This is a genomic window from Xenorhabdus sp. KK7.4 (genome assembly GCF_963876465.1).
Taxonomy (GTDB): domain Bacteria; phylum Pseudomonadota; class Gammaproteobacteria; order Enterobacterales; family Enterobacteriaceae; genus Xenorhabdus; species Xenorhabdus stockiae.
Map to the genome: position 1 here is coordinate 1 of NZ_CAWNQF010000086.1, position 26,071 is coordinate 26,071.

Annotated in this window: 35 protein-coding genes; 27 read left to right on the forward strand and 8 right to left on the reverse strand. The window is 41.7% G+C overall.

Translation table 11 applies throughout. The features are described 5' to 3' along the window. Positions 1-490: 490 nt before the first annotated feature. The 5 genes from AACS90_RS15015 to AACS90_RS15035 form a co-directional block, all read right to left on the reverse strand. Positions 491-1,270: an antitermination protein Q gene (locus tag AACS90_RS15015; RefSeq protein ID WP_099123239.1), complete on the reverse strand. Its 780-nt coding sequence runs from the start codon at positions 1,268-1,270 to the stop codon at positions 491-493. A 2-nt stretch (positions 1,271-1,272) separates the two neighbouring features. Beyond that, complete coding sequence (locus AACS90_RS15020; RefSeq protein WP_099123240.1) at positions 1,273-2,250, reverse strand: DUF7146 domain-containing protein; 978 nt, start codon at positions 2,248-2,250, stop codon at positions 1,273-1,275. Beyond that, on the reverse strand, positions 2,247-3,854 hold the full coding sequence (locus AACS90_RS15025; protein WP_099123241.1) for a DEAD/DEAH box helicase: 1,608 nt from the start codon (positions 3,852-3,854) through the stop codon (positions 2,247-2,249). The genes AACS90_RS15020 and AACS90_RS15025 overlap by 4 nt, the downstream gene beginning before the upstream one ends. A 429-nt stretch (positions 3,855-4,283) precedes the next feature. Beyond that, positions 4,284-4,565: a hypothetical protein gene (locus AACS90_RS15030; RefSeq protein ID WP_339373627.1), complete on the reverse strand. Its 282-nt coding sequence runs from the start codon at positions 4,563-4,565 to the stop codon at positions 4,284-4,286. Beyond that, positions 4,562-4,828: a helix-turn-helix transcriptional regulator gene (locus tag AACS90_RS15035; RefSeq protein WP_099123242.1), complete on the reverse strand. Its 267-nt coding sequence runs from the start codon at positions 4,826-4,828 to the stop codon at positions 4,562-4,564. The genes AACS90_RS15030 and AACS90_RS15035 overlap by 4 nt, the downstream gene beginning before the upstream one ends. 97 nt (positions 4,829-4,925) lie before the next feature. On the opposite strand from AACS90_RS15035, the gene AACS90_RS15045 reads away from it, so the two are divergent. From AACS90_RS15045 to cobT, 21 genes are all read left to right on the forward strand, one after another. Beyond that, positions 4,926-5,921 (forward strand): helix-turn-helix domain-containing protein, encoded by a 996-nt coding sequence (locus AACS90_RS15045; RefSeq protein ID WP_099123243.1) that lies wholly within the window; start codon positions 4,926-4,928, stop codon positions 5,919-5,921. Positions 5,922-6,175: 254 nt separating this feature from the next. Continuing rightward, positions 6,176-6,349, forward strand: coding sequence for a hypothetical protein (locus AACS90_RS15050; RefSeq protein WP_169926699.1), 174 nt, complete (start codon positions 6,176-6,178; stop codon positions 6,347-6,349). A gap of 83 nt (positions 6,350-6,432) precedes the next feature. Then, a complete protein-coding gene (locus AACS90_RS23345; RefSeq protein ID WP_153043692.1) occupies positions 6,433-6,594 on the forward strand; it encodes a host cell division inhibitor Icd-like protein in 162 nt (53 codons plus the stop codon). Between the two features lie 33 nt (positions 6,595-6,627). After that, complete coding sequence (locus tag AACS90_RS15055; RefSeq protein ID WP_099123244.1) at positions 6,628-6,885, forward strand: hypothetical protein; 258 nt, start codon at positions 6,628-6,630, stop codon at positions 6,883-6,885. A gap of 309 nt (positions 6,886-7,194) precedes the next feature. Continuing rightward, a complete protein-coding gene (gene csrA / locus AACS90_RS15065; protein WP_099123246.1) occupies positions 7,195-7,374 on the forward strand; it encodes a carbon storage regulator CsrA in 180 nt (59 codons plus the stop codon). Position 7,375: 1 nt separating this feature from the next. Then, on the forward strand, positions 7,376-7,639 hold the full coding sequence (locus tag AACS90_RS15070) for a hypothetical protein (protein WP_099123247.1): 264 nt from the start codon (positions 7,376-7,378) through the stop codon (positions 7,637-7,639). A gap of 211 nt (positions 7,640-7,850) precedes the next feature. Further along, complete coding sequence (locus AACS90_RS15075) at positions 7,851-8,186, forward strand: hypothetical protein (protein ID WP_099123248.1); 336 nt, start codon at positions 7,851-7,853, stop codon at positions 8,184-8,186. After that, on the forward strand, positions 8,183-8,503 hold the full coding sequence (locus AACS90_RS15080) for an ANR family transcriptional regulator (protein WP_099123249.1): 321 nt from the start codon (positions 8,183-8,185) through the stop codon (positions 8,501-8,503). Before AACS90_RS15075 ends, AACS90_RS15080 begins: the two co-directional genes overlap by 4 nt. After that, positions 8,490-8,678 carry a PerC family transcriptional regulator gene (locus tag AACS90_RS15085; RefSeq protein WP_099123250.1) on the forward strand — a complete coding sequence of 63 codons (189 nt, stop codon included), beginning with the start codon at positions 8,490-8,492 and terminating at the stop codon, positions 8,676-8,678. Before AACS90_RS15080 ends, AACS90_RS15085 begins: the two co-directional genes overlap by 14 nt. Continuing rightward, positions 8,678-8,896, forward strand: coding sequence for a hypothetical protein (locus AACS90_RS15090; RefSeq protein WP_099123251.1), 219 nt, complete (start codon positions 8,678-8,680; stop codon positions 8,894-8,896). Before AACS90_RS15085 ends, AACS90_RS15090 begins: the two co-directional genes overlap by 1 nt. Continuing rightward, complete coding sequence (locus AACS90_RS15095) at positions 8,896-9,756, forward strand: ORF6N domain-containing protein (protein ID WP_099123252.1); 861 nt, start codon at positions 8,896-8,898, stop codon at positions 9,754-9,756. Before AACS90_RS15090 ends, AACS90_RS15095 begins: the two co-directional genes overlap by 1 nt. Beyond that, positions 9,756-10,358 carry a hypothetical protein gene (locus AACS90_RS15100; RefSeq protein WP_099123253.1) on the forward strand — a complete coding sequence of 201 codons (603 nt, stop codon included), beginning with the start codon at positions 9,756-9,758 and terminating at the stop codon, positions 10,356-10,358. The genes AACS90_RS15095 and AACS90_RS15100 overlap by 1 nt, the downstream gene beginning before the upstream one ends. A gap of 12 nt (positions 10,359-10,370) precedes the next feature. Further along, a complete protein-coding gene (locus AACS90_RS15105; protein ID WP_099123254.1) occupies positions 10,371-10,715 on the forward strand; it encodes a hypothetical protein in 345 nt (114 codons plus the stop codon). Further along, positions 10,712-10,936 carry a hypothetical protein gene (locus tag AACS90_RS15110; protein ID WP_099123255.1) on the forward strand — a complete coding sequence of 75 codons (225 nt, stop codon included), beginning with the start codon at positions 10,712-10,714 and terminating at the stop codon, positions 10,934-10,936. Before AACS90_RS15105 ends, AACS90_RS15110 begins: the two co-directional genes overlap by 4 nt. Beyond that, a complete protein-coding gene (locus AACS90_RS15115) occupies positions 10,936-11,226 on the forward strand; it encodes a hypothetical protein (protein ID WP_099123256.1) in 291 nt (96 codons plus the stop codon). The genes AACS90_RS15110 and AACS90_RS15115 overlap by 1 nt, the downstream gene beginning before the upstream one ends. Further along, positions 11,216-11,536: a hypothetical protein gene (locus AACS90_RS15120; RefSeq protein ID WP_099123257.1), complete on the forward strand. Its 321-nt coding sequence runs from the start codon at positions 11,216-11,218 to the stop codon at positions 11,534-11,536. Before AACS90_RS15115 ends, AACS90_RS15120 begins: the two co-directional genes overlap by 11 nt. Before the next feature lie 2 nt (positions 11,537-11,538). Next, positions 11,539-11,808, forward strand: a complete 270-nt coding sequence (locus AACS90_RS15125; protein WP_099123258.1) for a pyocin activator PrtN family protein — start codon at positions 11,539-11,541, stop codon at positions 11,806-11,808. A 262-nt stretch (positions 11,809-12,070) separates the two neighbouring features. Then, on the forward strand, positions 12,071-13,630 hold the full coding sequence (locus tag AACS90_RS15130; RefSeq protein WP_099123259.1) for a cobyric acid synthase: 1,560 nt from the start codon (positions 12,071-12,073) through the stop codon (positions 13,628-13,630). Next, positions 13,627-14,172: a bifunctional adenosylcobinamide kinase/adenosylcobinamide-phosphate guanylyltransferase gene (gene cobU / locus AACS90_RS15135; RefSeq protein WP_099123260.1), complete on the forward strand. Its 546-nt coding sequence runs from the start codon at positions 13,627-13,629 to the stop codon at positions 14,170-14,172. Before AACS90_RS15130 ends, cobU begins: the two co-directional genes overlap by 4 nt. Further along, positions 14,169-14,933, forward strand: a complete 765-nt coding sequence (gene cobS, locus AACS90_RS15140) for an adenosylcobinamide-GDP ribazoletransferase (RefSeq protein ID WP_099123261.1) — start codon at positions 14,169-14,171, stop codon at positions 14,931-14,933. Before cobU ends, cobS begins: the two co-directional genes overlap by 4 nt. A gap of 111 nt (positions 14,934-15,044) precedes the next feature. After that, a complete protein-coding gene (cobT, locus tag AACS90_RS15145) occupies positions 15,045-16,124 on the forward strand; it encodes a nicotinate-nucleotide--dimethylbenzimidazole phosphoribosyltransferase (protein WP_099123262.1) in 1,080 nt (359 codons plus the stop codon). On the opposite strand, the gene AACS90_RS15150 is transcribed toward cobT, so the two are convergent. Together AACS90_RS15150 and AACS90_RS15155 are read right to left on the reverse strand one after the other, a co-directional pair. Continuing rightward, a complete protein-coding gene (locus AACS90_RS15150; protein ID WP_153043693.1) occupies positions 16,084-16,530 on the reverse strand; it encodes a hypothetical protein in 447 nt (148 codons plus the stop codon). The genes cobT and AACS90_RS15150 overlap by 41 nt on opposite strands. 28 nt (positions 16,531-16,558) lie before the next feature. Further along, positions 16,559-18,163 carry an AMP-binding protein gene (locus AACS90_RS15155; protein ID WP_099123264.1) on the reverse strand — a complete coding sequence of 535 codons (1,605 nt, stop codon included), beginning with the start codon at positions 18,161-18,163 and terminating at the stop codon, positions 16,559-16,561. Between the two features lie 305 nt (positions 18,164-18,468). On the opposite strand from AACS90_RS15155, the gene AACS90_RS15160 reads away from it, so the two are divergent. From AACS90_RS15160 to AACS90_RS15170, 3 genes are all read left to right on the forward strand, one after another. Further along, the gene (locus AACS90_RS15160) at positions 18,469-19,218 is read left to right on the forward strand and encodes an SDR family NAD(P)-dependent oxidoreductase (RefSeq protein WP_099123265.1); all 750 of its coding nucleotides are present in this window, start codon (positions 18,469-18,471) and stop codon (positions 19,216-19,218) included. Positions 19,219-19,362: 144 nt separating this feature from the next. Continuing rightward, positions 19,363-20,040, forward strand: coding sequence for an epoxyqueuosine reductase QueH (locus AACS90_RS15165; protein ID WP_099123266.1), 678 nt, complete (start codon positions 19,363-19,365; stop codon positions 20,038-20,040). Between the two features lie 184 nt (positions 20,041-20,224). Next, on the forward strand, positions 20,225-21,217 hold the full coding sequence (locus tag AACS90_RS15170; RefSeq protein ID WP_099123267.1) for an alpha/beta hydrolase family protein: 993 nt from the start codon (positions 20,225-20,227) through the stop codon (positions 21,215-21,217). 155 nt (positions 21,218-21,372) lie between these two features. Here the strand turns inward: AACS90_RS15170 and AACS90_RS15175 are convergent, their stop codons facing one another. Further along, entirely contained in the window at positions 21,373-22,188 is an 816-nt protein-coding gene (locus AACS90_RS15175) for a helix-turn-helix transcriptional regulator (protein ID WP_099123268.1), read from the reverse strand. Positions 22,189-23,153: 965 nt separating this feature from the next. On the opposite strand from AACS90_RS15175, the gene AACS90_RS15180 reads away from it, so the two are divergent. The 3 genes from AACS90_RS15180 (at position 23,154) to AACS90_RS15190 (ending at position 25,893) form a co-directional block, all read left to right on the forward strand. Next, a complete protein-coding gene (locus AACS90_RS15180) occupies positions 23,154-23,654 on the forward strand; it encodes a bactofilin family protein (protein ID WP_099123271.1) in 501 nt (166 codons plus the stop codon). Positions 23,655-23,902: 248 nt separating this feature from the next. Then, the gene (locus AACS90_RS15185) at positions 23,903-24,469 is read left to right on the forward strand and encodes a GNAT family N-acetyltransferase (RefSeq protein WP_099123269.1); all 567 of its coding nucleotides are present in this window, start codon (positions 23,903-23,905) and stop codon (positions 24,467-24,469) included. Between the two features lie 539 nt (positions 24,470-25,008). Then, positions 25,009-25,893, forward strand: coding sequence for an IS982 family transposase (locus AACS90_RS15190; RefSeq protein WP_099123272.1), 885 nt, complete (start codon positions 25,009-25,011; stop codon positions 25,891-25,893). Positions 25,894-26,071: the final 178 nt, after the last annotated feature.

Genomic DNA, 26,071 nt, shown 5'->3' on the forward strand with positions numbered 1-26,071 from the left:
GGTCTTCAAGTCCCTAAAAGGGAGAACAAGGATATTCCTCTGGACATCCCGAACGCGCAGGATTTCGAACTACCTGAAAATCCTCGGTAGTTGAATAAAACCATCGAACTCATCTCACCATTCGAATTCATCTTTCATGGGATGATCTCTTTTTCGCTGAAAATAAGATTAACCAACTGATTTGTATAGCATGAAGGGGTGTTCTCTCACGAACACTTGAATCATTTCGATATCAAGATTGCTATACCATTGGCTGACCGCTCACGTGATTAAAGTCTCATTCACCCCCGTGCGGCGAGATTTTAACAAGTGTGAACGGTCAACAAATGGCATAGATGATTGTCTAGGATATTACTTTTGATGCAAACAAAAAACCCCGCACTGGGCGAGGTTTAAATATTCGTAGTGAGTATAGTTACAAGTTCCCACTATTTGAAGATGGTACGCCAACTTTATGCAAAATGCAAATATTGTCGATGGTATAAATAGTTTATTTTGTCACCTCACTAAATGCTGTTTCTGCCCGTTTTTCTTCCGTGTAACATTTCTCCACTAGCTTTTGATAAAAGGGCTTCCAGTTCCGAGACCATGACGATTGCGTTAATGTTGGAACCAATGCCTTAACTGCTGTATAAGCGACTGACGAAGGTACTCTGCTATAACCTCTCCCTGAGCAACGCGGGCAAATTTTATGCACTGGCGCGCCTTGCAATGCAGTTTGCTCCTCATCAAGCACCAAGCCCCGCCCCTTGCAGCGACAGCGATTTGACAAAATACCTTTACCGTTACATTTCTGGCAGAGTTCACCAACTTGCTCTCTTTCAATCCACGGCTCAAGAACCATCACTCCATCTGCACGGATAATGCCAGGATGTTTCTCCACATCCTTCACGCTGTAAATGAGTCCTTTCCCTTTGCACTCCTGACATTGACAAGTAGACGCAGCTGATCGGGAATACTCTTCAAAGGCCATCTTCGATAAGATCACCATGCACTGCCCCAGTTTATTTCCAGCCGCTTTCGCTATGAGCTTCGGTACTGTCTGTCTTGCGTACCGCGTTAATGACTCGACCGTGCTGAACCGCCCTTCTTCACTGATACCGTTCTTGGCGAAAAAAGCTGTCATGCCAAACTTAGCCTGTGATTCAGCCATCCCTAAAGCCGCAGCGGTGTCCATGCCTTTCATTCTGTCCGGTGCAGTACTGGATGATGAATCACTAAATGTAGGTGACTTTGGGTGAAAGTGTTTCAGTGCTGATTCCAGTTTCATTATTATGCTGTCTCCGCTGTCTTTCTTATAAACTCTAATCCTCTGGCCTGATCCCCGTTCTGGAGCAGGTCGTTAAAATCCCCGGCGTCTGGCCAGCGAACGCTGACTTTTTCAACATCGTTATTCGCCTGTAAGTTCTTACGGGCGCACTCCATCGCAGCCGCGTGACCCGTGGCGCTCCAGTCGTTATCTGCAAAGACAATGAGATGCTTCACGCCCTGTGGGGCAATGAATTTCGCCATATACCCGGCATTCATGGTTGACCATGTGTTCACCCCGTAAATTTGCTTACAGGACAAGGCAGTCTCAATCCCTTCGGCAATCCCCAGTGTGGAATCCACCGGAAACAGTCGAATAGCCACTGATTGGGCATAGGTGCGATAATTCTCTTCCTGCATCGCATCGAGTTTCTTTTGCGGTGTAATGTCCGCCTTTCTGTCACCGTCTAAATACGTCCGGTGCAGATAACACGCTAACCCTTTTGAATCGGTAGCGAGTGCCCATATCGCTTGCAGGGTGCCGTTGCGGACAGGCTGTTCGGCGCAATATTTCACGTTATCAGCAGGCAAAACATGAATGCCCCGATTACGCAAATAAGCCTCACCCTGCGTGCCTCTGAGATGGGATAAATTGGCATAACAGGCCGTCACTCTGTTTCTGAACCCGGTGATATTGGTCTCTTTTTTCACCGCGCTGCGTTTGTCGGACTGGATACCCAGCAGCAGATCAATCTCGTCCGCCAATGTCTTGTACTCTTTTCCCTGCGTCAGGGTGAGTAGCTTCCAGCCATCCCCGGCATTGCAGGTACAAATAAATGTCCCTCTGCCCTCCCGATCATCAATACGAAAGCTGCCTTTCCGCTCGCATATCGGGCATTTCCCTTTAAAGTGACGCTTGCCGGTTACGGGTGGTAACTGGTAGTAATTAAAAATCTCAGGCCAGCGACCGATGACGGCATCGGCGGTTTTGATTCTGTTCATCGTGTTTCTCCCTGTGGCATACCGAAGCGTTCACGGATATCGCTGAGACGGTGCTGAATAACGTCAGGCTCCAGTGATAACTGCTCTTTAACCGGTGCTTGCTCGGCTTTCTTGCGGGACTTCGCCCACTGGATCTGCTTATGCTTGATAAAGTTGTTCACTTCGGGGGTCAGTTCCTGCGGGGTGTCATGAAAACCGCGAGGCCAGACACCGAACTTTTCCTTAAACGTATTAGATACCCAGCCATCGCTGAATGTCTTACCCTGTGAAGCCCGCTGATTCTGGTAGTACTTCAATTGCGAATAGAAACTCTGCTTTTCAGCCTGGGTGTAAACCCGCTCTTTTTTACTGAGCTTTTGGATAGTACGACTGGTATCGACGTCAATGTCTTCCCCGGTCAGGGGCTTAAAATCACACTTCGGGCAGACATAGACCCCGGCAGGCTTCATGTAGTGACAGCTGGGGCACTCTTTCGGCAGCTTCTCCCGCTTTTCCTGCTCCCGGTGGCTGGAATTAGTCTTCATGCCATCGTTTTTGCTGGGCAGCTCGTCATATTCGATATCGTCGGGATAGCCGAGACGGTGGACAGAACCGGAGTGATCGAAGATAAGGCAGGCTTCTTTACCCGGCGCGGTACGTAAGCCTCTGCCGAGACATTGAGTCCAACGGATCTCTGACTTGGTGGGTCTTGCATAAATGATGCAGCGCACATCACTATCAAACCCGGCAATTAAGGTGCCAACATTCACAATGACTTTCGTTGCTCCCTGCTCGAAGCGGTGAATAATAATCTGCCGTTCTTCGTGGGGGGTCTGGGCGGTAATAATCTCAGCATTCACCCCAGCACGAGTGAATTCGACCGTAACAAAGTTGGCATGACTGACCGTGACGCAAAAACAGATCGTTGGCTGATTATTACCATTGGCTAACCAGTTACTGACGATATCGCCCACCAGATCAGCACCACACATGATTTCAGCAATCTCAGCCTCTTTATAATCACTGCCGAATTCCGCGCTGCTATTGGATTTCACCCCGCTTAAATCCGGTTTCATTGGCGCATAGAATTCATACCGGCTTAAATCGCCACGCTGAATCAGCTCTTTCATGGTGGTGGGCTTAATCAGCTTCTCGTAATAGTGACCGAGGAACGGAGCAAATGGTGTGCCTGATAACCCAATAACCGGAATGTCACTGTCACGGATAATCTCCAGCATCCGCTTACGGCGCAGGTGGGCCTCGTCGATAATCAGCAGATCGATATTGTCCGGGAACTCACGGCGGATAATCGTATCGGCTGACGCAATCTGAATGAGCCGGGTCGGGTCGTAGTTCGGATGGTCACGCCAGACATAACTGATTTCGTGGGCTGGTAGGCCATACTTAACAAAATTTTTCGCAGTCTGGTCTACGAGGATGGTATACGGTACACAGAACATGACGCGCATTTCACGAGAGACATAGCCGTCTGTGATAAATGCCGCCAGTCCGGTTTTACCTGAGCCGGTTGGGCTGTACACCATGAACGTACGGTGCTGCTTCCAGTTCTGGCGTAACAGACTCAAACCGCGCTCTTGAGCAAAATTAGGGGTAATATTCAGCATGATGTTTCCCCTTGTTTATTTTTTTGAGTTCCCGTGCAATAATTTTGCTCAGGTAACTGTCCATTAGTGCCGACTGCAAGAGCCTGAACAGTTCTGCTCGCCAAAGTTTCGCTGTTCGGTTTCTTGCACCCTTTCAAACTTTCATTCTTCGTTAACATTGATACCCTCACTTGAATATTTTCCACTGCCAGAGCACAAGCCTTTTTGTTATTTCAATTTGGACGTCCAGATATCCATGCCGTTTTGTAACCCCTATAGTGATCTCTATTAAGATCTGAGTTCTTCCTCTTGGCTGTGCCTTCCCTAATACCCCTTTCAAAGATCACCCCCCTTACCCCCCTAGAAAGTTTTCCCCTCTTCCCCACACCTGCCTCTCTTGTACTATCAAACTGATACGAAACTGTACTTGTTAATAAGTACACCATAAAACTAAACAACTAACTTCGGCTTCTCGATGTAACCCTGTGCGGCTTGTTCGTACTTCACAACAAATTCCCTGAGTCGGGTATTAGCTTCGTATCTGGCTGCATTGCTCTTGCAAAAGGACACGGGTTCTTTGTCCCACTCCTCCTGATACACTTCTGAATATTCGGCAATCACTCTTGCCCGCGTACTAACCCGTAATTTCCCTAACATCTCCTGTATCCATTTGCCATCGTCAGGATCAAAATGCGATGGCATGGTCACTTTGGTGTAATCAGGAAACATCATTCCCTCTCAGGTGGCGGGAAGACTTTAGGCAGATCGGGGCGTAGCTCATGGGCTTGGACGACTTCATCTTCAAAAAGTTGATCCAGACTGCATTTCACCCCTTTTCCCTCCAGAGCATGAATTAATCTTTTAGAAATAATTATGTCTGGTACTCTAATTCCTGTTTCATAATGGCTGATGGCAGAAGGTGTTAATCCAACTAACTCAGCTAAATCCTTTTGTTTTAGCTTTGCTATTTTTCTGTATTTTTTTATCGAGTTCATAATTTTCCTCCATAGTGAGGATAATATACGCCATTTCGTGTACAATCAATACATAATGTATATTGAGATATTCATAAATCAAAAAGAGAATTAATACATGAAAGAAATATGGTATGAGCTGGCAAAGTCCAGAATGAGAAAATTAGGGATATCCCAAGAAAGACTGGCTGAATCTTTGGATGTTACCCAAGGAGCGATTGGACATTGGCTAAACGGAAGGAGGATACCCTCTGTTGAAGTGATTATGGCGTTAATGAAAGCTATAGGACTTGATAATGTTAGTTTTGATTCAAAAGGCCTAGTAACTCACGCAGAAGAAAGCGAACCAACACTAAGCGCTCATTTTGATGTCGATCATAGAAACAAAACTAACCTTTTGAAAGATAGGCTAAAAACCATCCTATTCAGAGAGAAATTGAACCAAAGAGAGTTAGCAGGATTATTAAATGTTAGCGCTCAAACGGTAAATAACTGGTTGAGTAGGAATTCTATTAGCAGGGAGGCAGCGCAAGATATCAGTGAACAGCTTGGATATTCTCTTGACTGGCTTTTAAATGGCGTTGGTGAACCAAAACTAAGTGATGCATCAAGGCATCATCCTGCATCAGAAATCCCCCCGGAAAGTGAGTGGACAACTATTGCTCCGTGGGATAGCAGTACACCATTAGATAACGATGAAGTAGAAGTTCCGTTTTTAAAGGATATTGAATTCGCATGTGGTAGCGGTAAATGCGTAGATATGGATTACAACGGCTTTAAGTTAAGGTTCTCTAAAGCAACATTAAGAAGAATTGGTGCGCCCAGTGATGGCTCCACAATTATTTGCTTTCCGGCTAGAGGTGATAGCATGGGACCAATAATACCAGATGGTGCAACTGTAGCTATCGACACAGCAAACAAAAATATTATTGACGGAAAGATTTATGCGATTGAGCAAGATGGATTAAAGAGAATCAAATGCTTGCATCGAAAACCGGGTGGAAAGTTACTTATCCGAAGTTATAACCGCGATGAGTACGAAGATGAGATAACCGACCAGAATGACGTAAATATTATCGGGAAGATATTTTGGTACGCTGTAATGCTTAACTGAACGCCCTGCCTTTTTTACATCGCTTATCGTTTTATATAACCCTCATGTTGAGGGTTTTTTTATACTCTTTAACTTATTTATGTGATGAAAAGCACATTTATAACATTATCCTTAAGGAGCTTATCCTTAAAAATCAATTAACTAAGAATGTCTGTGTATTTTAAGCATAAATACTTGTTGATCCATCTAAATACAATACGTATTATTTGTACACACATAGAATGAATCGTATTAGTTTTTTTTGAGGGCACCTTATGTTAACCAAAACTAAAGAAATTGAAAAAAAAGCAGCTCAATCCAGCACTATATTAGCAATGTTATCTAAACATAATAAAACAATGGAGCCTACGGATATTGCTGTCTTGATAGATTTAGCTAGCGAACTCAGTGCTGACATATCTAGCTGGTTTCTTGAAGAGGAGAATTAAAACCATTTAGCAATTAAATAGGGATTATAGAGTGAGTTTATTATTTCCGATGAACAATAATTCAAATTTACAACAGGCAAACCATGAAAATTTTCCTATTCGCTGCAATTGAGCGCGCCAACAAAGAGCAAACACGCCCTATATGCGTTAAAGCTCAAGCGCTCAATGAACAAGAAGCAAAAAGGTTATTAGCTCCCGTATATGTAATCTATGGCTGGATGGGACAAATAGTTAATCGTCACTGAAATAAACAATATTAAATTTAAGAGGAATTAGAAATGCAAAATAAAGAACCTGAAATTATCGAAAATAGCAACAACGGAAAAATAATTGAATTACGGATTAATAGCGCTCCGTTATGTTACTTAAATACAGATTCTGCAACATCCTCTGATTATTTATTTTTTCTGGAGTCTGTTATTAGCGCATTGGCTAGTGACAAAGCCTCACTTGATAGAGAGGCTAAAGAAAATAATAAAACTGTAACGCATACTTATGAGGCGTTTGCCACAATTAAAGATCCCACAAATCTTTAATAAAAGAATCGACGCGTATAGTTGAACTACCCTTAGACACCTGAAGAAAGTGATTAACTATGTCAGATGATAGATGGGTATTCCATTTACTGAATGAATGTTGTGGAAAATACTCTTTAAAAATGCTTGATACTGCATCCTCCCCGCTACCGAGATCAGGAATCATGCGACATTGTAATAAACATTTAGCAATCAGTGTAGATTTTAGCACTCTTGGTTACCTTGCAATTGTAGGGAATTGCAAGAGTATCACCATGTGAAAGATAAAAGAAAAAGATAAATCAACATAACTTGATCAAGGAAACAAAAATGCTAATCCTAACTCGCCGAGCACAAGAAAAAATCATGATAGGTGATGATATCGAGGTGGTTATATTAGGCATCAACGGAAAACAAATTAAAATCGGCGTTAAAGCACCGGAAAATACTCCTGTACATCGTGAGGAAATTTATCAGCGTATTCAGCAAGAAAAAAATAAGGTTGAATAACATGAAAACAAAAATATCATCTGGGGATAAATATTATTTACAAACCGCCGTCGAAATTGCAGAAGAGATTAAATTACAATTAATTCCAATGATGGTGGAAATTGAAAATGAGGGTGAAGAAGATACATATATAATGTGTCGAGGGATTTATCGCCAAATGAAAGGGTTAATTGAAAATTTAAAAGAAGTCTCAGGGGGGGGGGTAATCAGGGAAGTAATAATGAATCTCTGTGTAATAAATTGGAAGCTAGCGCGAGTAAAGTAGAAGGACTGAGAGCATATATTGCTTTATTACTCGAAAGTGAAAGCGATGATCAAAACGCTCACTTACTCAGTATAGCTTTAGATATAGCTTTCGGAATAGGTAAAGAAATAGCTCAAGTCAGAGGCTTGGATTATTAATTAAAACAACAAGCCAAATTTAATTACAGTGCCTGCACTGGGGACTCGCTTACTCCAAAAACGGAGAATATAGAATGACAGAATTAACCTTACTTGAAAGAAAGAGAAAGGCTCTTATTAACGCCAAGCTGGATGCATTACAAAAGAAACACGGTTGTCACTCTGTAATAGTCAAAGTGGGTAGAACTAATTACCGACTGGATTTAGACGAAGAAATATTAAATACCGCCTTAGTCCGTTTCTTTGAATCCGATGTACTGGCGTTAAAAAGTAAGCCAATAGCAGAATTACTTATCATGAATACATATAACGAGCTTTATACCAAGCACGGTAATTTAACCCCACTAGGTGACGAGTTCATTAATGACCTCTTAAAGCTTGTTGCGAAAAAAACGGAGCCAATAAAATGAAAAAGAAATCCTATTTAGATTTTGCCAATATCGCTATTCAAATGGAAAAAGAAGAAAAGTATAACCTTGCAGCCGAATACTGGGGAAAAGCTAATAAATTAGCCACCACGCTGAATACCCAACGCTGGTCTGAATATCGCCAAGAGCATAATGAAAAAAGATATTCATTGCATCATAGCCATAGTACCGCATTAAGAAGTCAGAAAGAAAATCAGCGAACAAAAGAGGTATTAAAAAAGCACCTTGATAATCACACTGAAACCAATAAGTGGAAACAAAAATTTCAACAGGCGGAGGTGAATAATGACGGTATATGAACAGGCAGGTGAATTAGCGCGGAATTTAGAATCGAAAGGCTTATTTCGTCGTGCTGCTAATAAATGGGGTGAAGCCCTTTCATTATCGCAGAACCTTAAACAAGAACAGGAATGTATTAAAAACGGAAATCGCTGCATTCAAAAAGCAAAAGTAATTATTCGTGAGGGGTGGTAATGGCGAAAAGAAAAAGAAGTAGAACTCAACAGGGTTTTGCGGGAATGACCATCCCGCAATTAGTTCAAATAAAAGAAGAATCCATGGATATATACACGAACTCAAAGAAATACATAGAGCCTTATTCAACAAATGATGGAGATGTATTAATTCCGCTTAATCGCTCTATGCGCCGTCATGCAAAGAAAATGAAAATTGAAATTAAGGAAGTGAAATAATGAGCAAGAAAAATGAATTAGCTCCAGTATCAGCCAAAGAATTACAGATCGTTGAATATCGCGGTCAGCGTGTTGTGACTACCGAGCAGTTAGCTTCGGGTTATGGTGCTACTGAAAAAATGATTACCAACAATTTCAGTAGAAACAAAGAAAGATTTGTTGATGGTAAGCACTATTTTTGGGTTGAAGGTGATGAGTTACAGTCACTTAAGAACTGCCCCTCTTTAAGAGGTTCAGTTAACAAACATGCAAGAAACCTCATCCTCTGGACAGAGCGTGGCGCAGCGAACCATTCCAAGATGTTAGAAACCGACCAGGCTTGGAATTACTTCGATGATCTGACTGAGTTCTATTTCACTCGCCGTGACAGCATCACAACCGAAGCGGAACTGTTAAGTAACCCCGCTAAGTTACGTTCCATGCTGTCTGTATATGCCGAAAACGTCGAACGCCTTGAGGGTGAGAACAAAACCCTGAGTGCAACGGTTGGCAGTCTGGAAAAACACTTTACCAAAGGCATAACCCTCCCTGCTTTCTGCAAAGGCCTGAACGGGGTGAATACCGCCAAAATCATGTGGTGGGCGATGGAGCGGAACTGGCTCTACAACGAGCAGAAAGACCCGGAGAAAAAACCGCGCTGGCGTGTCGCTTCCTACGCCCGTGATCGCTATCTCACCGAAGACGAAAACGAGATAAAGCCGCATGGACAGGATCCCTTTATCACCCGTACTGCTGTGCTACTGGAAAAAGGCTGTCATCGTCTTTACGCCCTGTACATGAAAGGTGAGCTTCCCATGAAGAAGAGCTGGAACGGTGAATACCAGCACGACAAAGCGGTTTATACGCCGGAGGTCAAATAATGAAAAAGCCTCATCACACTGAAACGGTATTTGATTACGGCAAGTATGGCGTGATTGTCCTCACTGAGGCGGCTAACACCGAAATCATCGATTATGTAGAGGCGCTGAAATCATTGGACGCAGGTCAGTATGACCGCGATTTATTACTGGGTTTTGATTTGGTACTGGCGATTCTTCATGGCTGGAAAGCAGGCTTTTATAAGCCCACCAGCGAACAGAGTGTGATGCTGTGGCGGTGGACTGTCTCAGCCTCATTTATCCGGGAGCAAATGGACAGAAACGGCACTCGTGAGGTTGATAACGACGAAGGCGGCACTGATACCGCAGCTATTTATCTTAATGGTGCCTCTGCCATCACAGTATACCCGTCTTCAGAGCGCCTGATGCTGGCAGCCCATGTTGAGGGGATCGCCTTTGAACAGTTCGGCAGAGAAGCAGGCGCAGATATGGCTATCAGAATGTACATGGACTTCATCAATATGCAGCCAGAAAGCGGGAACTGGTTATCTGAGAAAGGGCGTGAGGGTCTTTCTATGTTGCACGATGACTTAATCAAGTCAGTAGAAGCCGGTGAATTTGGCGATATCCCCATCATTCATTAACAGGAGGCTCCTATGATAACAAAAAACTTTCGCCTCAACGCGCTGGCGAACAGCTATTCAGCCGCTATCTATAACGATGTAGTGACCCGTAACGGCGGTGCTCACTTCACGATGCAAGTCGGAAAAACGGAAATCAATATTGCTATTGTCGAAGGGGCAAAAGGCATTCGTGAACTGGTGGACAGTTACGCACTGGAAGCATTACAGCAGAGTTATCCAGCATGGGAAGTTATCGCCATCGCCCTGATGGAGAAATGTGTCGTCAATGGTCTCCTGACAGTCTACGGGCGTGAGATATGGCAAAGCATGATCAATGACATGGGTGAAACACTGGCGGCTAAGGGGATGTTTCAATGACCGAGGCACATCGCCAGATGGTAGACATTGACGACGAACTGGTCAGAACGGTAGTCCACATCGACGATGGCAGGGATTGGGGGCAGCGCATTATCCACATTATGAATCGTAATCGGCATATTCATGAGGGCATCTGCCCTCCCCTGCCACCAGCACCCAAAGTGTCAGTAGTGAAGATAACATCAGCGAATAAAAAGCATAACAAACGGGGTAGAAAATAATGATAAGCATCGATAACGCACAGAATCAAATTAGCTTGCCCGGACAAATCGACGACGGGCGTGAGTGGGCAGATTGGTTATTGAAGAAGGCGGAAGAGTCAAACGCGAGCAGTAAAAATGAAATGACGATGGGAATAGATGAGCTACTTGAGAACGAAAAGGCGTTGCATATCGTAGCTAAATCTCTTGGATACTCAAAGGCGCAATTTATTGAAGAATTACAGCAAGCGCAATCGGAGGAGCTTCAATATATTAAATTCGAAAGTGAAGAGGCGAGCAATGTTCAATAACTCATTCCACCTGACTCAGATTATTGCCTCAGTCTGGGGTGATCCGTCTGATATCACTGATGTAGTTTGGCATTCTGGATACCGTAAGCCGGAGCGGGAAGCAACAGAAATAGCCCAGCTCACTATCGACATTATGGAAGGGGTGCCTGATGGGGTGCCCTACTCCGCAAGACCGAAAAATTTGAACGATATTCTTTTTGATGAACTGAGTAACATTATTTTCGATGCAACGTGGAGTGATAAGGCAACCCCGGCGAGTGTGGCGAGGGTGATATTGGAGAACGGCTATCAAAAAGGAGAGGAACAGTGAAAATGAATACAGTATTCTTATTGATGGCAGAGTTTGAAACTTCACAGATTCTTCTGTCAGCTATAGCCGAGAAGTATCTTAAATTGACCCCGGCAACAGCAGAACGCAAGGCCATTGAAGGTAAGTTAAAATTCCCGACATACAGAATGAATGACAGCCAGAAATCACCGCGAATTGTTCATGTACATGATCTCGCTGAGTACATCGATAAGCAAAGGGAACTGGCAGCAAAAGAAGTGGAACGGATGCAGTCGAAGAAGAAAGTAAATTGATTGAAATTCATATCCGGGTGCTATTTCTCAGCACCCCAATAGCACCCCTTTAATTATTAACTAATTGTTTTTTATGTTAACTTACGTCATTAATAATAGGTTAATGATATTGATTGTTATTGTAACAGAGAGTGCATAAAAATATTTGTTTGACTTTGTGAGCTGATTCACGCGGATAAAAAACACTTATCCATATGAGTTCATCATGTAGTCATTTGGTGCGTTATTCTGTGGCGACAATAATATAGAGGAGCAAAACACCATGAAATGGTCTCTTATGATCCAAGGAACAGCGTCTGATGTTGGAAAGAGTGCTTTGGTTGCTGGATTTTGTCGGATTTTTTTACAGGATGGTTATCACTGTACTCCTTTTAAATCACAAAATATGGCACTTAATTCTGGTATTACTGCTGATGGCAAAGAAATGGGGCGTGCTCAGATATTTCAGGCTGAAGCAGCAGGGATTACTCCTGATGTACGCATGAATCCTGTTTTGCTGAAACCCTCCAGCGATTGTAAGGCTCAGGTGATTTTTATGGGCAAAGTTATGTGCAATATGAATGCTGTAGAATATCACGAGTATAAACCACAGCTTCAGCAGCAGATCCTGAGTGCTTATAACGGCCTTGCGGCTGCAACCGATATTATGGTGCTGGAAGGAGCGGGTAGTCCGGCGGAAATTAATCTGCGGGATCGGGATATCGTCAATATGGGAATGGCTGAGCTGGTTGATGCGCCCGTTATTCTGGTAGCAGATATTGATCGCGGAGGTGTTTTTGCTTCTATCTATGGCACTCTGGCCTTACTCACACCAGAAGAAAGGGCGCGGGTTAAAGGGGTCATTATTAATAAATTTCGTGGTGATATATCGTTGCTGCATTCAGGTATTGAACAAATCGAAAAGTTGACACAAGTACCGATACTGGGAGTATTACCGTGGCTGGAACTCGATCTGGAAGAAGAGGACAGTGTTGCGCTGCAGGTTGGCAAATATGAAAAGGATAAAAATAATACAGAAAGATGCCTGAATATTGCCGTTGTCCGGTTTCCACATATTGCAAATTTCACCGATTTTAACGCGTTAGCACTCCAGCCTGATGTTTATCTTAATTATATTGCAGATCCTTTGGAACTTCAGAATGCCGATCTGATCATTTTACCCGGCAGTAAAAACACATTGGGTGATTTGGGGTGGTTAAAAACGCAGGGGCTGGATCAGGCAATTATTGCTGCACACCAGTCAGGGGTTCCGATCATTGGGATCTGCGGTGGCTACCAGATGCTTGGAAAGCAGATTGTTGATGAGGTCGAATCTGGTTTATACCAGATGGAAGGGCTAGGATTACTCGATACTGAAACCTTATTTGCTAATGATAAACAGACGGCTCAGGTCAGGGGAATTGTAATGCCGGAGCTATCTGGCATGCTGAACCTATGTGGTGATCAACCCATTGTGGGTTATGAGATCCATATGGGAGTTACGCGCCTGAAAGAGCAGGCAAGGCCGTTTGCCAAAATGTACTTACGTAATGGTGAAGAGACGAGTTGGTTTGATGGCGCAATTAATCAGGAAGGGACGGTGATGGGAAGTTACCTGCATGGCCTGTTTGACCAGAATAATTTCACTCGTTCATTACTGAATCAGCTTCGCATGTATAAAGGTATCAACCCGCTGGAAAATGCTGTTTTCAGCTATGCCAGCCATAAAGAGAAACAGTTTAATATCCTGGCAGACAGTATGCGTGAGCATCTGGATATAGAACGTATCTATCAGTTAATGAAAGAACACACGGAGTCTACCTCTTCTGGAGTTATCAGATGATCTTAATTACTGGCGGAGCACGTAGTGGCAAAAGTGCTTATGCGGAGCGGTTTATTTCAGATCAATGTGAACAAGTATTGTATATCGCGACAGCTCAAGGTACTGATGAAGAGATGCTGGCCCGAATTGAACGGCATCGGAAGGATCGTCCTTTACATTGGCGGACCTGGGAGGGGTATCAGGATTTGGGGGATGTTATCCGTAGGCATCGTAAAGCGGAAGAGGGGATTATACTTGAGTGTGTGACTACATTAATGACCAATCTTCTGTTTGATAAAGCAGAAGGTGCATCACCCGATGAAATGGATTTCGCTTCATTGGAGGTGTTTATCCACCAGCAGATAGACGATGTGATCGATGCTTGTCTGAAGTGCCCAATGCCCGTTTGTCTGGTAACGAACGAACTGGGTATGGGAATTGTGCCTGAGAATCGGCTCGCCCGTCATTTTATTGATATTTCCGGTCGGGTTAACCAGAAACTGGCTCAGGCAGCAAAATCAGTCTGGATGGTAGTCTCTGGCCTTGGAGTAAAAATCAAATGAAGTTGAGACTCTTTTGGGCAACATTACAGTTTATGACCCGGCTTCCTATCCCTGCAAAATGGGCTGAAGGTATTGATTTTCGGCAAATTGGGCATGGTGTACCGATTTTCCCTTTAGTTGGCCTTATTGTTGGTGCGATTGCAGCTTGTGTTGCACTGGTAATAACTCAATCCGGTGGAGGAGTATATATTGGTGCAATTGGTTATGCGCTCGCTCTGGTATTTCTGACGGGAGGATTGCATTTAGATGGTCTGGCAGATACTTGCGACGGTATCTTTTCTTCCCGAAATAGAGAAAGAATACTGGAAATTATGCAAGATAGCCGTCTTGGTACATATGGCGGATTAGGGCTGATCTTCTGCATTTTGCTTAAGGTACTTGCGGTTGTTGAAATTGCCTATCATCCTCCTTTGCATTTGCTGGCTTTATTATCCTGTGCACCGATTGTCGGACGTACTGCTGTTGTGCTTTTGATGTTTGAACAACGTTATGCCCGTGAAGTTGAAGGAATGGGAAGTAGTTATATCGGTCGCATTACGCCCCGTGAAACAGTCATCACATTATTGGCAGGGACTGTATTGGTGATGCTGCTGGGTGACTGGCAGGGGTTATCTGCAATGCTGGTAACGATGATCGCTATCTTTTTGCTTGCCATCTATTTTAACTATCATTTAGGCGGGCAAACCGGAGATACTCTGGGAGCGGCAATTGAAGTCGGTGAAGTAGTTTTTCTACTGGCTTTAATCCTTATCTGGAAGTAGTTTGCCGATAGTTAATATCGTTGCTTCTTTGTCATTGCGATGCAATCAGAAATCCATTGAGTGTATTTTATATTTGCATCTTTAAGTTGAAACTTGATCGGAAGGATCATCATGGAGTTTCAGTCATTACCACTATTACTGAAAAAGATTAAACCGCTGGATCGGGAAAAAATGGATCAGGCGGGGCAGCATATTGATAAACTCGTCAAGCCGGTTGGTAGTCTGGGCCGTCTGGAAACACTGGCAGCGCAACTTGCGTCTATGCCCGGAATTGGAAAACTGCGGGATTTGCAAAAAGAGATTATCGTTATGTGTGCCGATCATGGCGTTTATAATGAAGGTGTGGCGATATCTCCGAAAAATGTTACAGCCATACAGGCCCGGAACATGTTGCTGGGACTGACAGGGGTTTGTGCACTAGCGAAAAGTAGCGGTACTCATGTGTTACCTGTTGATATCGGTATTGAGTGTGAGCCGATAGATAATTTATTGTCCCTCAAATTAGCCCGTGGCTGTGGCAACATTGCACAAGGCCCGGCTATGCCTTATGCACATGCAGAAACATTATTGTTGGCAAGTGTGCAATTAGTTCAGCGACGTCTTGCTGCCGGGATCTCTGTATTTGGTGTGGGAGAGCTGGGGATCGCGAATACCACATCAGCAGCGGCAGTCATCAGTGTACTTACCGGAAGTGATCCCGGTGATGTTGTGGGGTTGGGGACTAATTTGCCTGCTGGATTACTTAAACATAAAGAATCTGTTGTGCGTCAGGCTATTGATGTGAATAAACCTGATATTCAGTCTCCCCTTGATGTACTGGCAAAAGTGGGGGGATTTGAGCTTGTGGGAATGACCGGAGTGATTCTGGGAGCAGCAGCAGCAGGTGTTCCGGTTGTGCTTGATGGTTTTATCTCTTATGCCTCTGCGCTAGCGGCAGTTCAGCTGGCACCTTCTGTTCGGGATTACTGTATTCCATCTCATCTATCAGCAGAAAAAGGCGCAGCTCTGGCGTTGCAACATCTGGGCCTGAAACCTTATCTGCATTTAGATTTGCGTTTGGGTGAGGGCAGTGGGGCTGCGATTGCAATGTCTCTGATTGATGCAGCCTGTTCTATGTATTGTGATATGGGATATCTGGCTGAAAGCGGAATTACTTTTCCTGAACTTTCGTTATTAACTCCTCAAGCATAGTTTGATTTTTTTGTAAGGAAAAATAGAACTGTGGAGCAGTAAAATTATATTTATCCCGTAAGTAATCTAATGATACTTTTTGAGTTTCAATTACGTGTAAAATCGGAATGGCCAATCCGAAATCTTTTTCAATAAAGTAATCAAAAACAGACTGACCATTTCCGGGAATTGCATTTTCTGCAATATCAGAAATTTCTTTGGCAGTGCCAGATATTGGCTCATCAAGAAGCATACCACCGATTATGGCTTTGACAGGAACGGTAACATAAATAAAAGCAAAAGTTCTTTTTCTTCTGAATCTTCGGCGGAACTCATATTTTTTAGCACCCGATAATACTTTCTCCCATGCGGATTGATGCAAACTTAATACGATACAATCTTCGGGAGTAACATCATACTTCTGCATAAAATTCTGCATTTTTATATCTCTTATTTTATAAATTTTTAGCGAGTTTTCTTAATGTCTCTTTGAGTATTTTTCCGCTTGCGTTACGTGGTAAAGCTGAAAAAGTATAACCTTTGGGGCGCTTATAGCGTGCAACAATAGTTCGGAGATAATCATCCAGTTCCTGCTCAGTTATTGAGGTATTATCATCAATTTCAATAAACGCATGAGGAACTTCACCCCAGTATTCATCAGGTTTTGCCACAACTGCCACAGCCAGAACTCCGGGATAACTCGACAGCGCATTCTCCAGTTCAAGGCTGGAAATATTTTCACCTCCGGAAATAATAATATCTTTTTTCCGGTCGATAATTTTAATATAACCATCGCTGTCAACAACAGCCAAGTCCCCGGTAAAAAACCACTGATTTGTCATATCGAATGTGACTCGATCGACAGGGCCGTAAGCGGCAACAATATTACCCCGAATAGCAATTTCACCAATGGATTGCCCATCAAAAGGTACTGCCAACCCGCTATTTTCATCAATAACGCTGATTTCTCCCTGTAAGTTGGAAACAATTCCCTGACGCATCTTCTTTAAAATTGTTTCTGGTTTTGGCAGTGTGGCCCAATCGGGTTTATCTTCACAAACAACAACCGGCCCATAAGTTTCCGTCAGACCATAAACGTGGGTAGCTCTGATACCGGCTGCATCAAGCAGGGAAAACATCTTCTCTGTTGGTGGGGCGCCGGCAATCAACCCATAGACATTGTTGTTGAAAGAGGTGCCGAGCCTTTGCGCTTCCCGCCCTAAGGAATAATGCACGATAGGCGCGCCACAATAGTGTGTCACCTGATGCTTCAGCATAATCTGTATGGCTTCCTGTGCATCAAATTTGCGCATACAGACATGAGTGCCTGCCCGTGCCGCAATAGTCCAGGGGAAACACCAGCCATTGCAGTGAAACATGGGTAATGTCCATAAATAAGTCGGGTATTTGGGCATATCCCAGTCCAGGATATTCGAAATTGCATTAAGGTATGCGCCACGGTGTGAGTACACAACTAACTTAGGTGTGCCACTGGTTCCCGAAGTCGAGTTAATGCTGATGGCTTCCTGCTCATCAATCGGGTAAAAATTCAGGGTTTCAGAAGGGTACTCAGATATCAGTGATTCATAGCTAATCAAATCCAACGCTGATTCTGGTAGAGGAGTATTATTTTCAGTCGTGACAACAATTTTGACCGGATTTTTAAAGGAAACACTGTCCAGTAATGCAAGGTAGTTTTTATCTATAATTAATATTGTGGGATTAATTTTTTCAAAGATAAAATTCAGTGTAGCTGCATCTGTCCTGATACTTAAGGCATTCAGTATTCCGCCAGACAAGGGAACAGCATAATGCAGTTCCAGCAATTCATGAATATTAGGCAATAAAGCAGATACAACACAGCCTTTTCCAACCCCCATTTGCTGAAGTGCAACAGCAACTCTTTCACAACGTTCTCCATATTGTCGCCATGTCCAACATTGCTCTCCATCTATTACCGCAGGATAATCGCCATTACTTAATACGGCTCTTTTTAGAAATAAAATAGGTGATAATGCATTGCCGTCATATTCATTTAATAGTGAATTGTAGCGAGTCATATTTCCGTCCTTTTTTATTTTCGATTTTTTTGCCTGTCATTATGTTTCACTGATTATTAAAGGTAATAGTGGAGGTGGTAATTTGCAATTTATATCAAATGATTGTTAGTGTTTTCATTAGAAATTGTTTAGTGTTTATGAAAAATATCACGCACTTTATTTGTGTGTTTGAATGATATTTCATTGTTTTTTAATATGCTAATTATATTTATTGTTATTGATAGGGTGGCGTGATGAAAATATATTGGAAAATTAAGAGTGATGTAATATAAAAACTTAATATACTGATATAAAAGGAAACAAAAATGTTTAATTTAACCGGAAAAATTGCATTTATTTCTGGAGGAACAAAAGGTATTGGTAAAGGGATTGCTCAGGTATTTAAGCGGGCGGGCGCAATTACGATCATTTCAGGCACGGATAAAACGAAAGGAATGCCTGTAGCTGAAGAACTTGGAGTGGATTTTATCGCCCTTGATGTAACTGATCCCTCTGCATGTAAAAATGTGATTAATGAAATTGTCGAAAAATATGGCAGACTCGATATTCTTTGTTCAAATGCGGGTATTTTCCCACAACATAATATTAAAGATATGACGGTTGAAGATTGGGATTTAGTCTATAGCGTCAACCTGAAAGGCACATTTTTATTGACTCAGGCTGCACTGAATGTCATGGAAAAACAGCAATATGGACGCATTGTGATTACTTCATCTATCACCGGAGAGATTGTAGGAATGCAGGGCTATAGCCATTATGGTGCCAGTAAGGCAGGCCAGCTCGGGTTTATGCGCAGTGCTGCATTAGAATATGCAAAACAAGGGATCACAATTAATTCCATTATGCCGGGTATGATTATGACTGAAGGATTAATGGCATTTGGTGAGGATAATCTGAAACAGATTGAAACGGTAATTCCAATGGGGGCTTTGGGAGCACCAGAAGATATTGGTTACACCGCTTGTTTCCTTGCTTCTGATGAAGCAAAAAATATCACCGGGCAGACAATTGTGGTTGATGGCGGGCAGGTATTACCGGAAGTGCAAGGGTACTGATTGACTTAATATGTTCAGATCTGGCTTTACTTGTTTTCCATTGCCGTAAAGCAAAAGAACAAGGTAAGATGAGCAACTAATAAACACAGGGAGGGATATGTTCTCTTCCTGGTTTTTTATTGTCTAAGTCAGGTAAAAAATATTATGTCACTGAACTATGAACGTAAGCCGCTTCCACTCCCTAATGGTCACAGCAAAATGTTACTGCACTCGTGTTGTGCCCCATGCTCAGGGGAAGTAATGGAAGCAATGCTCGCTTCGGGGATAGATTTCACAATATTTTTCTATAACCCGAATATTCATCCACAGAAGGAATATGAACTGCGTAAAGAGGAAAATATCCGCTTCGCAGAGCAGATGGGTATTCCTTTTATTGATGCCGACTATGATCGTGATAACTGGTTCGAGCGTGCGAAAGGCATGGAAAATGAACCTGAGCGTGGCATCCGCTGTACGATGTGTTTTGACATGCGTTTCGAACGGACTGCGTTATATGCTCATGAGCATGGTTTCCCTGTTATTACTAGCTCGCTGGGGATCTCACGCTGGAAAAATATGCAGCAAATTAATGATTGTGGTGTCCGTGCCGCTTCCCGTTATCCGGGGTTAACCTATTGGGAATATAACTGGCGTAAAGGCGGTGGTTCTGCCCGCATGATTGAGATCAGTAAGCGTGAAGAATTCTATCAGCAAGAGTACTGCGGCTGTGTTTATTCTCTGCGGGATACTAATCGTCATCGTCTGGCAACAGGACGGGAAAGAATTAAACTGGGAACAGTTTTTTATAGCGCAGATAACAATAAAGAAAGTAGTAAAAATTGAGATATGGAAGATCACGAATTATTTTAATTGTCAGTTGAAGTGGTTTATTTTATCTCTTATTAAAGGCCTGCCATCATTCCGATATGTAAGCAGGTCTATTGTTTTAATTTCTGAATAATTGATATTTAAAAAATAAAATTGCCATGGTAAAAAAGAACACTAAATGGATATTAAGGTAATTTTTATGAAACAGTCTTATCAATGGTTCAAGATTTTCCCGGTTATTTTTAGTTTTTTACTTATTGCATGTGATGAAGATAGTTACAGTTTTGAGTTAAGTAAGGACGATTACACGCAGATCCACAAAAAATTTAAAACGAATATTATAGATGAAAGTTTTATCGGTGATGGGGAGCCGGGTATTCCTCCTAAAGATATTTTCTCATTAGTCCATTATCCGGCAGAAAACGGGAATATGGCTGCTTACCTGACTCCTCAACCAGAAAAGACAGATAAAAAATATCCTGCGGTGATTTGGTTAACAGGAGGGTATGGTGGAATTGGCAACGATGATTTCTTTTGGTCTGAGCAACCTTATAACAATGACCAATCTGCATCTGCATTCAGGCATGATGATTTAGTTTTGATGATACCGAGTTTTCGGGGAGAAAATGTAAACCCTGGTAAGTATGAAATGTTTTTCGGTGAGATACGAGATATTGAATCAGCCAGACAGTATCTTATGAAATTGCCATATGTTGATCCAAGTCGAATCTATCTTGCGGGGCATAGTACCGGAGGAACACGTGCATTATTAGCCAGTGAATACAGTAAAGGATTTAGGGCTGTATTTTCATTGGGAGGTATTCCTGATTTGAAATTACGCCTTGATTATGCCCCCGTTCCAGTCACGGTGCCATTTAATCAGAACAACCCTGAAGAGCTTGAAGTACGTTCTCCTCGTAAATTTTTAAACTCAATAAAATCACCAACATTCTATTTTGAAGGAGAGTATTCCTATTGGAATGAGTTTGATGAAATAAAGAAAATTGTAAAAGATAAAAATATCCCACTCTCTATTTATTCCATTAAGAATGGTGACCATTTTAATATTATTTCACCTTTAACTTCCCTTATTGTTGAAAAGATTTTGCATGACACTGGAGATAAAGTGAATATAAACTTCAGTGAACATGATTTTATGTGGCTCCAGCATAATCTGCCTGAATCTGATTGATAAATTTTGCCTCATCATAATAATTTAAATTTTGATGGGGCAAAATATACACTTTATGGATTTCAAGTTGCGTCACGGTGGCAAAGGAATGACAAATTCGTCGGAAGCGAATTTGTCCAGTCAACAAAGCGGCAGCTTGAAAAACGAAGAGTGTATTAATCTTTACCATATCTGGCCCGATTCGGGGTATAACCAAAACGTTTCCGATAACTTTGGGTAAAGTAGGACTGGCTGGAAAAACCGGATTCCAGTGTAATATCAGCGATACTCATTTCACTGTTTAATAATAATTGATGAGCATAAAGAATACGCTGTTCGCTGATCCAGGCCCGTGGAGATGTGCCATAAACACTACTGAAAAGTTCTTTGAACGAAGTTAACCCCATACCAAACTCGCGGGCAAAATCATTCAGCCGCCATTCTTTGAGATAGTGAGTTTCCATAAATGTCTGTAGCCGTTCTATTTGCCGATTACTCAATTTACGTAGAACTGACATGAGTAATGCTCCTTGTTTCCCGAGAGAGAGCAGCAAAAGTAACTCCTCGCTTCTTAACTGGATCAGGGCTGATGGGCAATCATACGTGAGGAGTTTCTCTAAACCACGTATACTTTCTGTTAATAATGGAAACTTATTGAAAGGAATTAACCGATAATGAGGGAATTCACGGCGTTCAATATTAATTAATAATGTTCCAAAACGTTTCATAAAATAGCGGAAAAATTCCATATCCAATGGCAACCATAATATCTGACAACTTCTTGTATGGGTTTTAGCGGCATATTTTCCAGGGTGGATAAAAAGGATATCATTTGACTTAATATGATAGGTATTGTTGCTGTCTTTCCATACCATTTCACCATCAAGTAAAATATACAGCCCTCCTTGTTGATGTTCGAGAATATCGAAATTAGGCATGGTTAATTGTAGAGAAAAAATACTCTTCTGATTTAAGCCCGTCGTCCTTTTCATTTAATACTCCTAATCTTCCTTATCATGAGTAATTTGAAATGTGTTGATGATATGTTCTGTTGTTCAAATAGTTTCCTTGGGGATTGGAAAGCAATCTGAAATCTATTGGATAGATAGTGATAAATTGAGTATAGAGTTAAAAATATTGGCTGATATCAAAATTGTATACGTAACATCCATTATATAACTTCAGTATTATATCTCTAAATTAATATTTATGTTAGTTTTAAATGTTAAAAATTTAGATTTAAATTTATTTATTAACAGGGTAGCAGAACAGAAGAAATGATAGAACTTTCATCTATTCAATTAGTTAAAGTCCAATATGTTTATATTGGGTAAATTTAAATCGATAATTTCACGGTCAGATAAGTATTCAGGTAGGTTAGTTGAGGTACAATTCTCTAATTAAAATTACATATCCTGTAATGAAATATAAATAAACTGTATTGCATATGATGTTATTTTGTTAACCATTGGTTTAGTGATGTTGCATATTTATTGGTTTATATGGTTCTTATATTTAAGATACCAAAATATTTCTATTAAAATGAGTTTCCTGTGTTGGATTTTAAAAACAAACTATCGATAATTCAGACCATTAAGCTTTGTTGGTAACGTTATCCATGTAATAACGGCATAAATACCTCTGTTATAGCTTCGTAGATTGTTTTTTATACTGGTACAATGCTAGGATGTATTTTCATCGCCTTTCTTCTATATCCACTAAGGCATAGAGACATAGATATATTTGCTGATGAAAGATAAAAGATTACAAGAACGAGAAACATATGGAAAAGTATCGTTTTTCAGATAACGCTTTTTTATACAGTTTATGGCTCGCTTGGGCTATTACACTGGGATTGTACGTATATGGCAACAATATTGGTTGTACCATAACAGCAATTTTATCTTTTTTAGCCTTGGTATTTTACTTTACTAATATGAAACAGAGAATGAAAGCTATGTTTGGAAAAAAAACTGAGGCATCTGCTGCCAGCTCGGTCACACAAATCACACCTCCTGTACAGACTGAAGAGAAAAAAATCTCTGGCACTGAAGCCCGCGCTAATACGATTGTCGCGAAGAATTCCGTATTCAAAGGGGATATCGAGATGGAAGGGGATATCCAGATTTGGGGAAAAATTATCGGGAATATTCGCGTAAAAGGCGGGGCTATTCGTGTTATGCACGCCGGTAAAGTGGAAGGTGAGTTGATTGCACCTGAAATTATTATTGATGGTCACGTAGAAGGGACTTGCTGTGCTGAAACACTCGATATCCTTGAGCATGGGGAATTACGGGGTATCAGCCGTTGTGGGAGTATGTCAATCCGACGTGGCGGATTATTTATCGGTCAGTCTGAACAAGTGGAAAAAGAAAATAAGAAGAAACAGGAAGCAGAACGAATTGTTTCCATCAAGGATACTCCGGGAGATAAAGCAAAATCTAAAGCTACTGCCTGATATCTGCTGGTAAAATACTCTTCGGTTTTCAATTCGCGGAAACCACTCGGGTATAAAATTTCTATATTACTGCCGGAATGTGTTGTACTTTCCGGCAGTTTTTGTTTTGATATTCTTTCTTCTTTTACGTTATCTATGTATTAGTTACATTCATCAAATCAGCCCATTAAGTTATATGAGCGGTGAGACTCTCATATATCACTTAGATGCTATTTGAAATCCATATTTTCAATCAATAAGGGAAAATTGTGATTATAGAACTGGAAACAGAAAGATTATGGCTTCGTGCCTGGAAGGAAGAAGATAGAGAACCTTTTTACCGCCTGAACAGTAATCCTGAAGTAATGAAGTTTTTCCCCAATACGCTGACAAAAGAACAAAGCGACACACTGATTGATAATTGTATTCGTAAATTTGAGATTCAGGGTGGTTGGGGACTATGGGCGGTAGAGGTGAAAGAAAGTGGTGAGTTTATTGGTTTTGTTGGGTTGAATATACCTAGTCTTGAATTTCCATTTTCTACCTGTAGCCATATTGTTGAAATAGGCTGGCGTCTCGATAAGCCATTTTGGGGTAAAGGCTATGCCAGTGAAGCTGCCCACAAAGTTCTTGATTTTGGGTTTACGGAAATCAGACTGGATGAGATTGTAGCTTTTACCACCCTGATGAATGCTCGTTCAGAAAATGTGATGAAAAAGCTGGGAATGGTCAGAGATAAAAAAACATTTATGCATCCAGCTCTTGAGGAAGGGAACCCGCTACGGGAGCATGTTTTGTATCGGATGAGGCGATCAACTCCCGCCAGCACGATGTAACTTGAAACCTGCTGAATGGCAATTATGCACTTCGTTTTTCAAGTTGCCTTTTGTTGGCTACGCTCGCTCACCCCAGTCACATAGTTATCTATGTTCCCGGGGATTCACTCCCTTGCCGCCGCGACGCATCTTGAAATCCATTGTGTATAGTAGTTATGTATTTTAAGGAGGATTATTAATTAAACACGAATAGAAATTTTTATTATCTAAATAATAAAATTCATAACAAAGTTTAACCTTTAAATAATGATTTAAAGATACAGAATAGACGAACTGTATATATTATTTAATAAATCTAATAACTATTGGTTTGAATATTTTCGTGACAAACTGGATGGACGGTTGAGTAATTTTCTTACTCCTTGCAATGTAAGGTATAAGAACCCCCAGCGTATTAGCGTGTTTCACTTACATGAAAAAATATTTGGGTAGTAAGAGATACTAAATAACCCGAATTCTGGATAAAAAATTGACGTGAGGCCTGTTCCAGGAGCAAAGTTTTGGTGAAAGCCGAAAACCACTCCGGAGAGGAACAGGCTATGAACAAATTAGTTGAAATTTTCTGCGATGTCGACGATTTTTGTCGTCTTTTCATCCCCCAGTGGGAGCAGTTTTGTCTCGAGAATAGGTACCGATTGCGCCGCAGGCAAGGACACATGTATCCCAGTGAAATCATGACAATTTTGATCCTCTTTCAGCGGTCGCATTACCGTGATTTTAAAAATTTTTATCTGGAGCATATCTGGCAATATCACCACTGCGACTTCCCCACCTTGCTCAGTTATACCCGTTTTATCAGCATTGCCCCATCAGTTTTGGTGGCATTATGTAGTTATCTGACTCAATTAAAAGGAAAACCAACAGGCATTTCTTTTATCGATTCCACGAGTTTGCGCGTTTGCCATAACATCCGTATTCCTCGCCACAAGGTCTTCCAGGGAGTCGCGCAACGCGGAAAAACCTCTATGGGATGGTTCTATGGTTTCAAATTACACTTGATTGTTAACCATCTGGGCGACATTTTAGCCCTTAAAGTGACCTCAGGTAATGTGAATGATCGGGAGCCTGTTCGGGAATTATCAAAAGATCTAACAGGTTCTCTTTACGGCGACAAAGGATACCTAAGTCAAGCATTGGCGGATGATTTAGCCAAAATGGATATTACCTTTATCACAAAAAAGCGCCGTAACATGAAAGCCCTTGCGCTGGATGAGTGGGATAATATGATGCTTAAAAAGCGTTTTATTATTGAAACGATTAATGGGCAGTTAAAAAACATCTCTCAAATAGAACATTCTCGTCACCGAAGTATAACCGGGTTTTTGTTAACTGTTTTAACGGGATTGATTGCTTACAGCCTTAAAGAGAAGAAGCCATCACTAAAAGTTTTCTACTCAGAAGAAGATATTTCAGCAATGGCTTAAACAGAATTAGGGTTAAATAGCTTTTCAAAATGGTAGGCGAATCAAAGAAACTCAGTCCTATTTTTGCGAACTTTTTAATCGCAAAACCAAAAAAACACAAAAAGGAAGGACTGAGTTATGGTCATCGTACCACCAATTCCGCGCAATGAGCGGCGTCAAATGAGAAAAATTGTCCAAA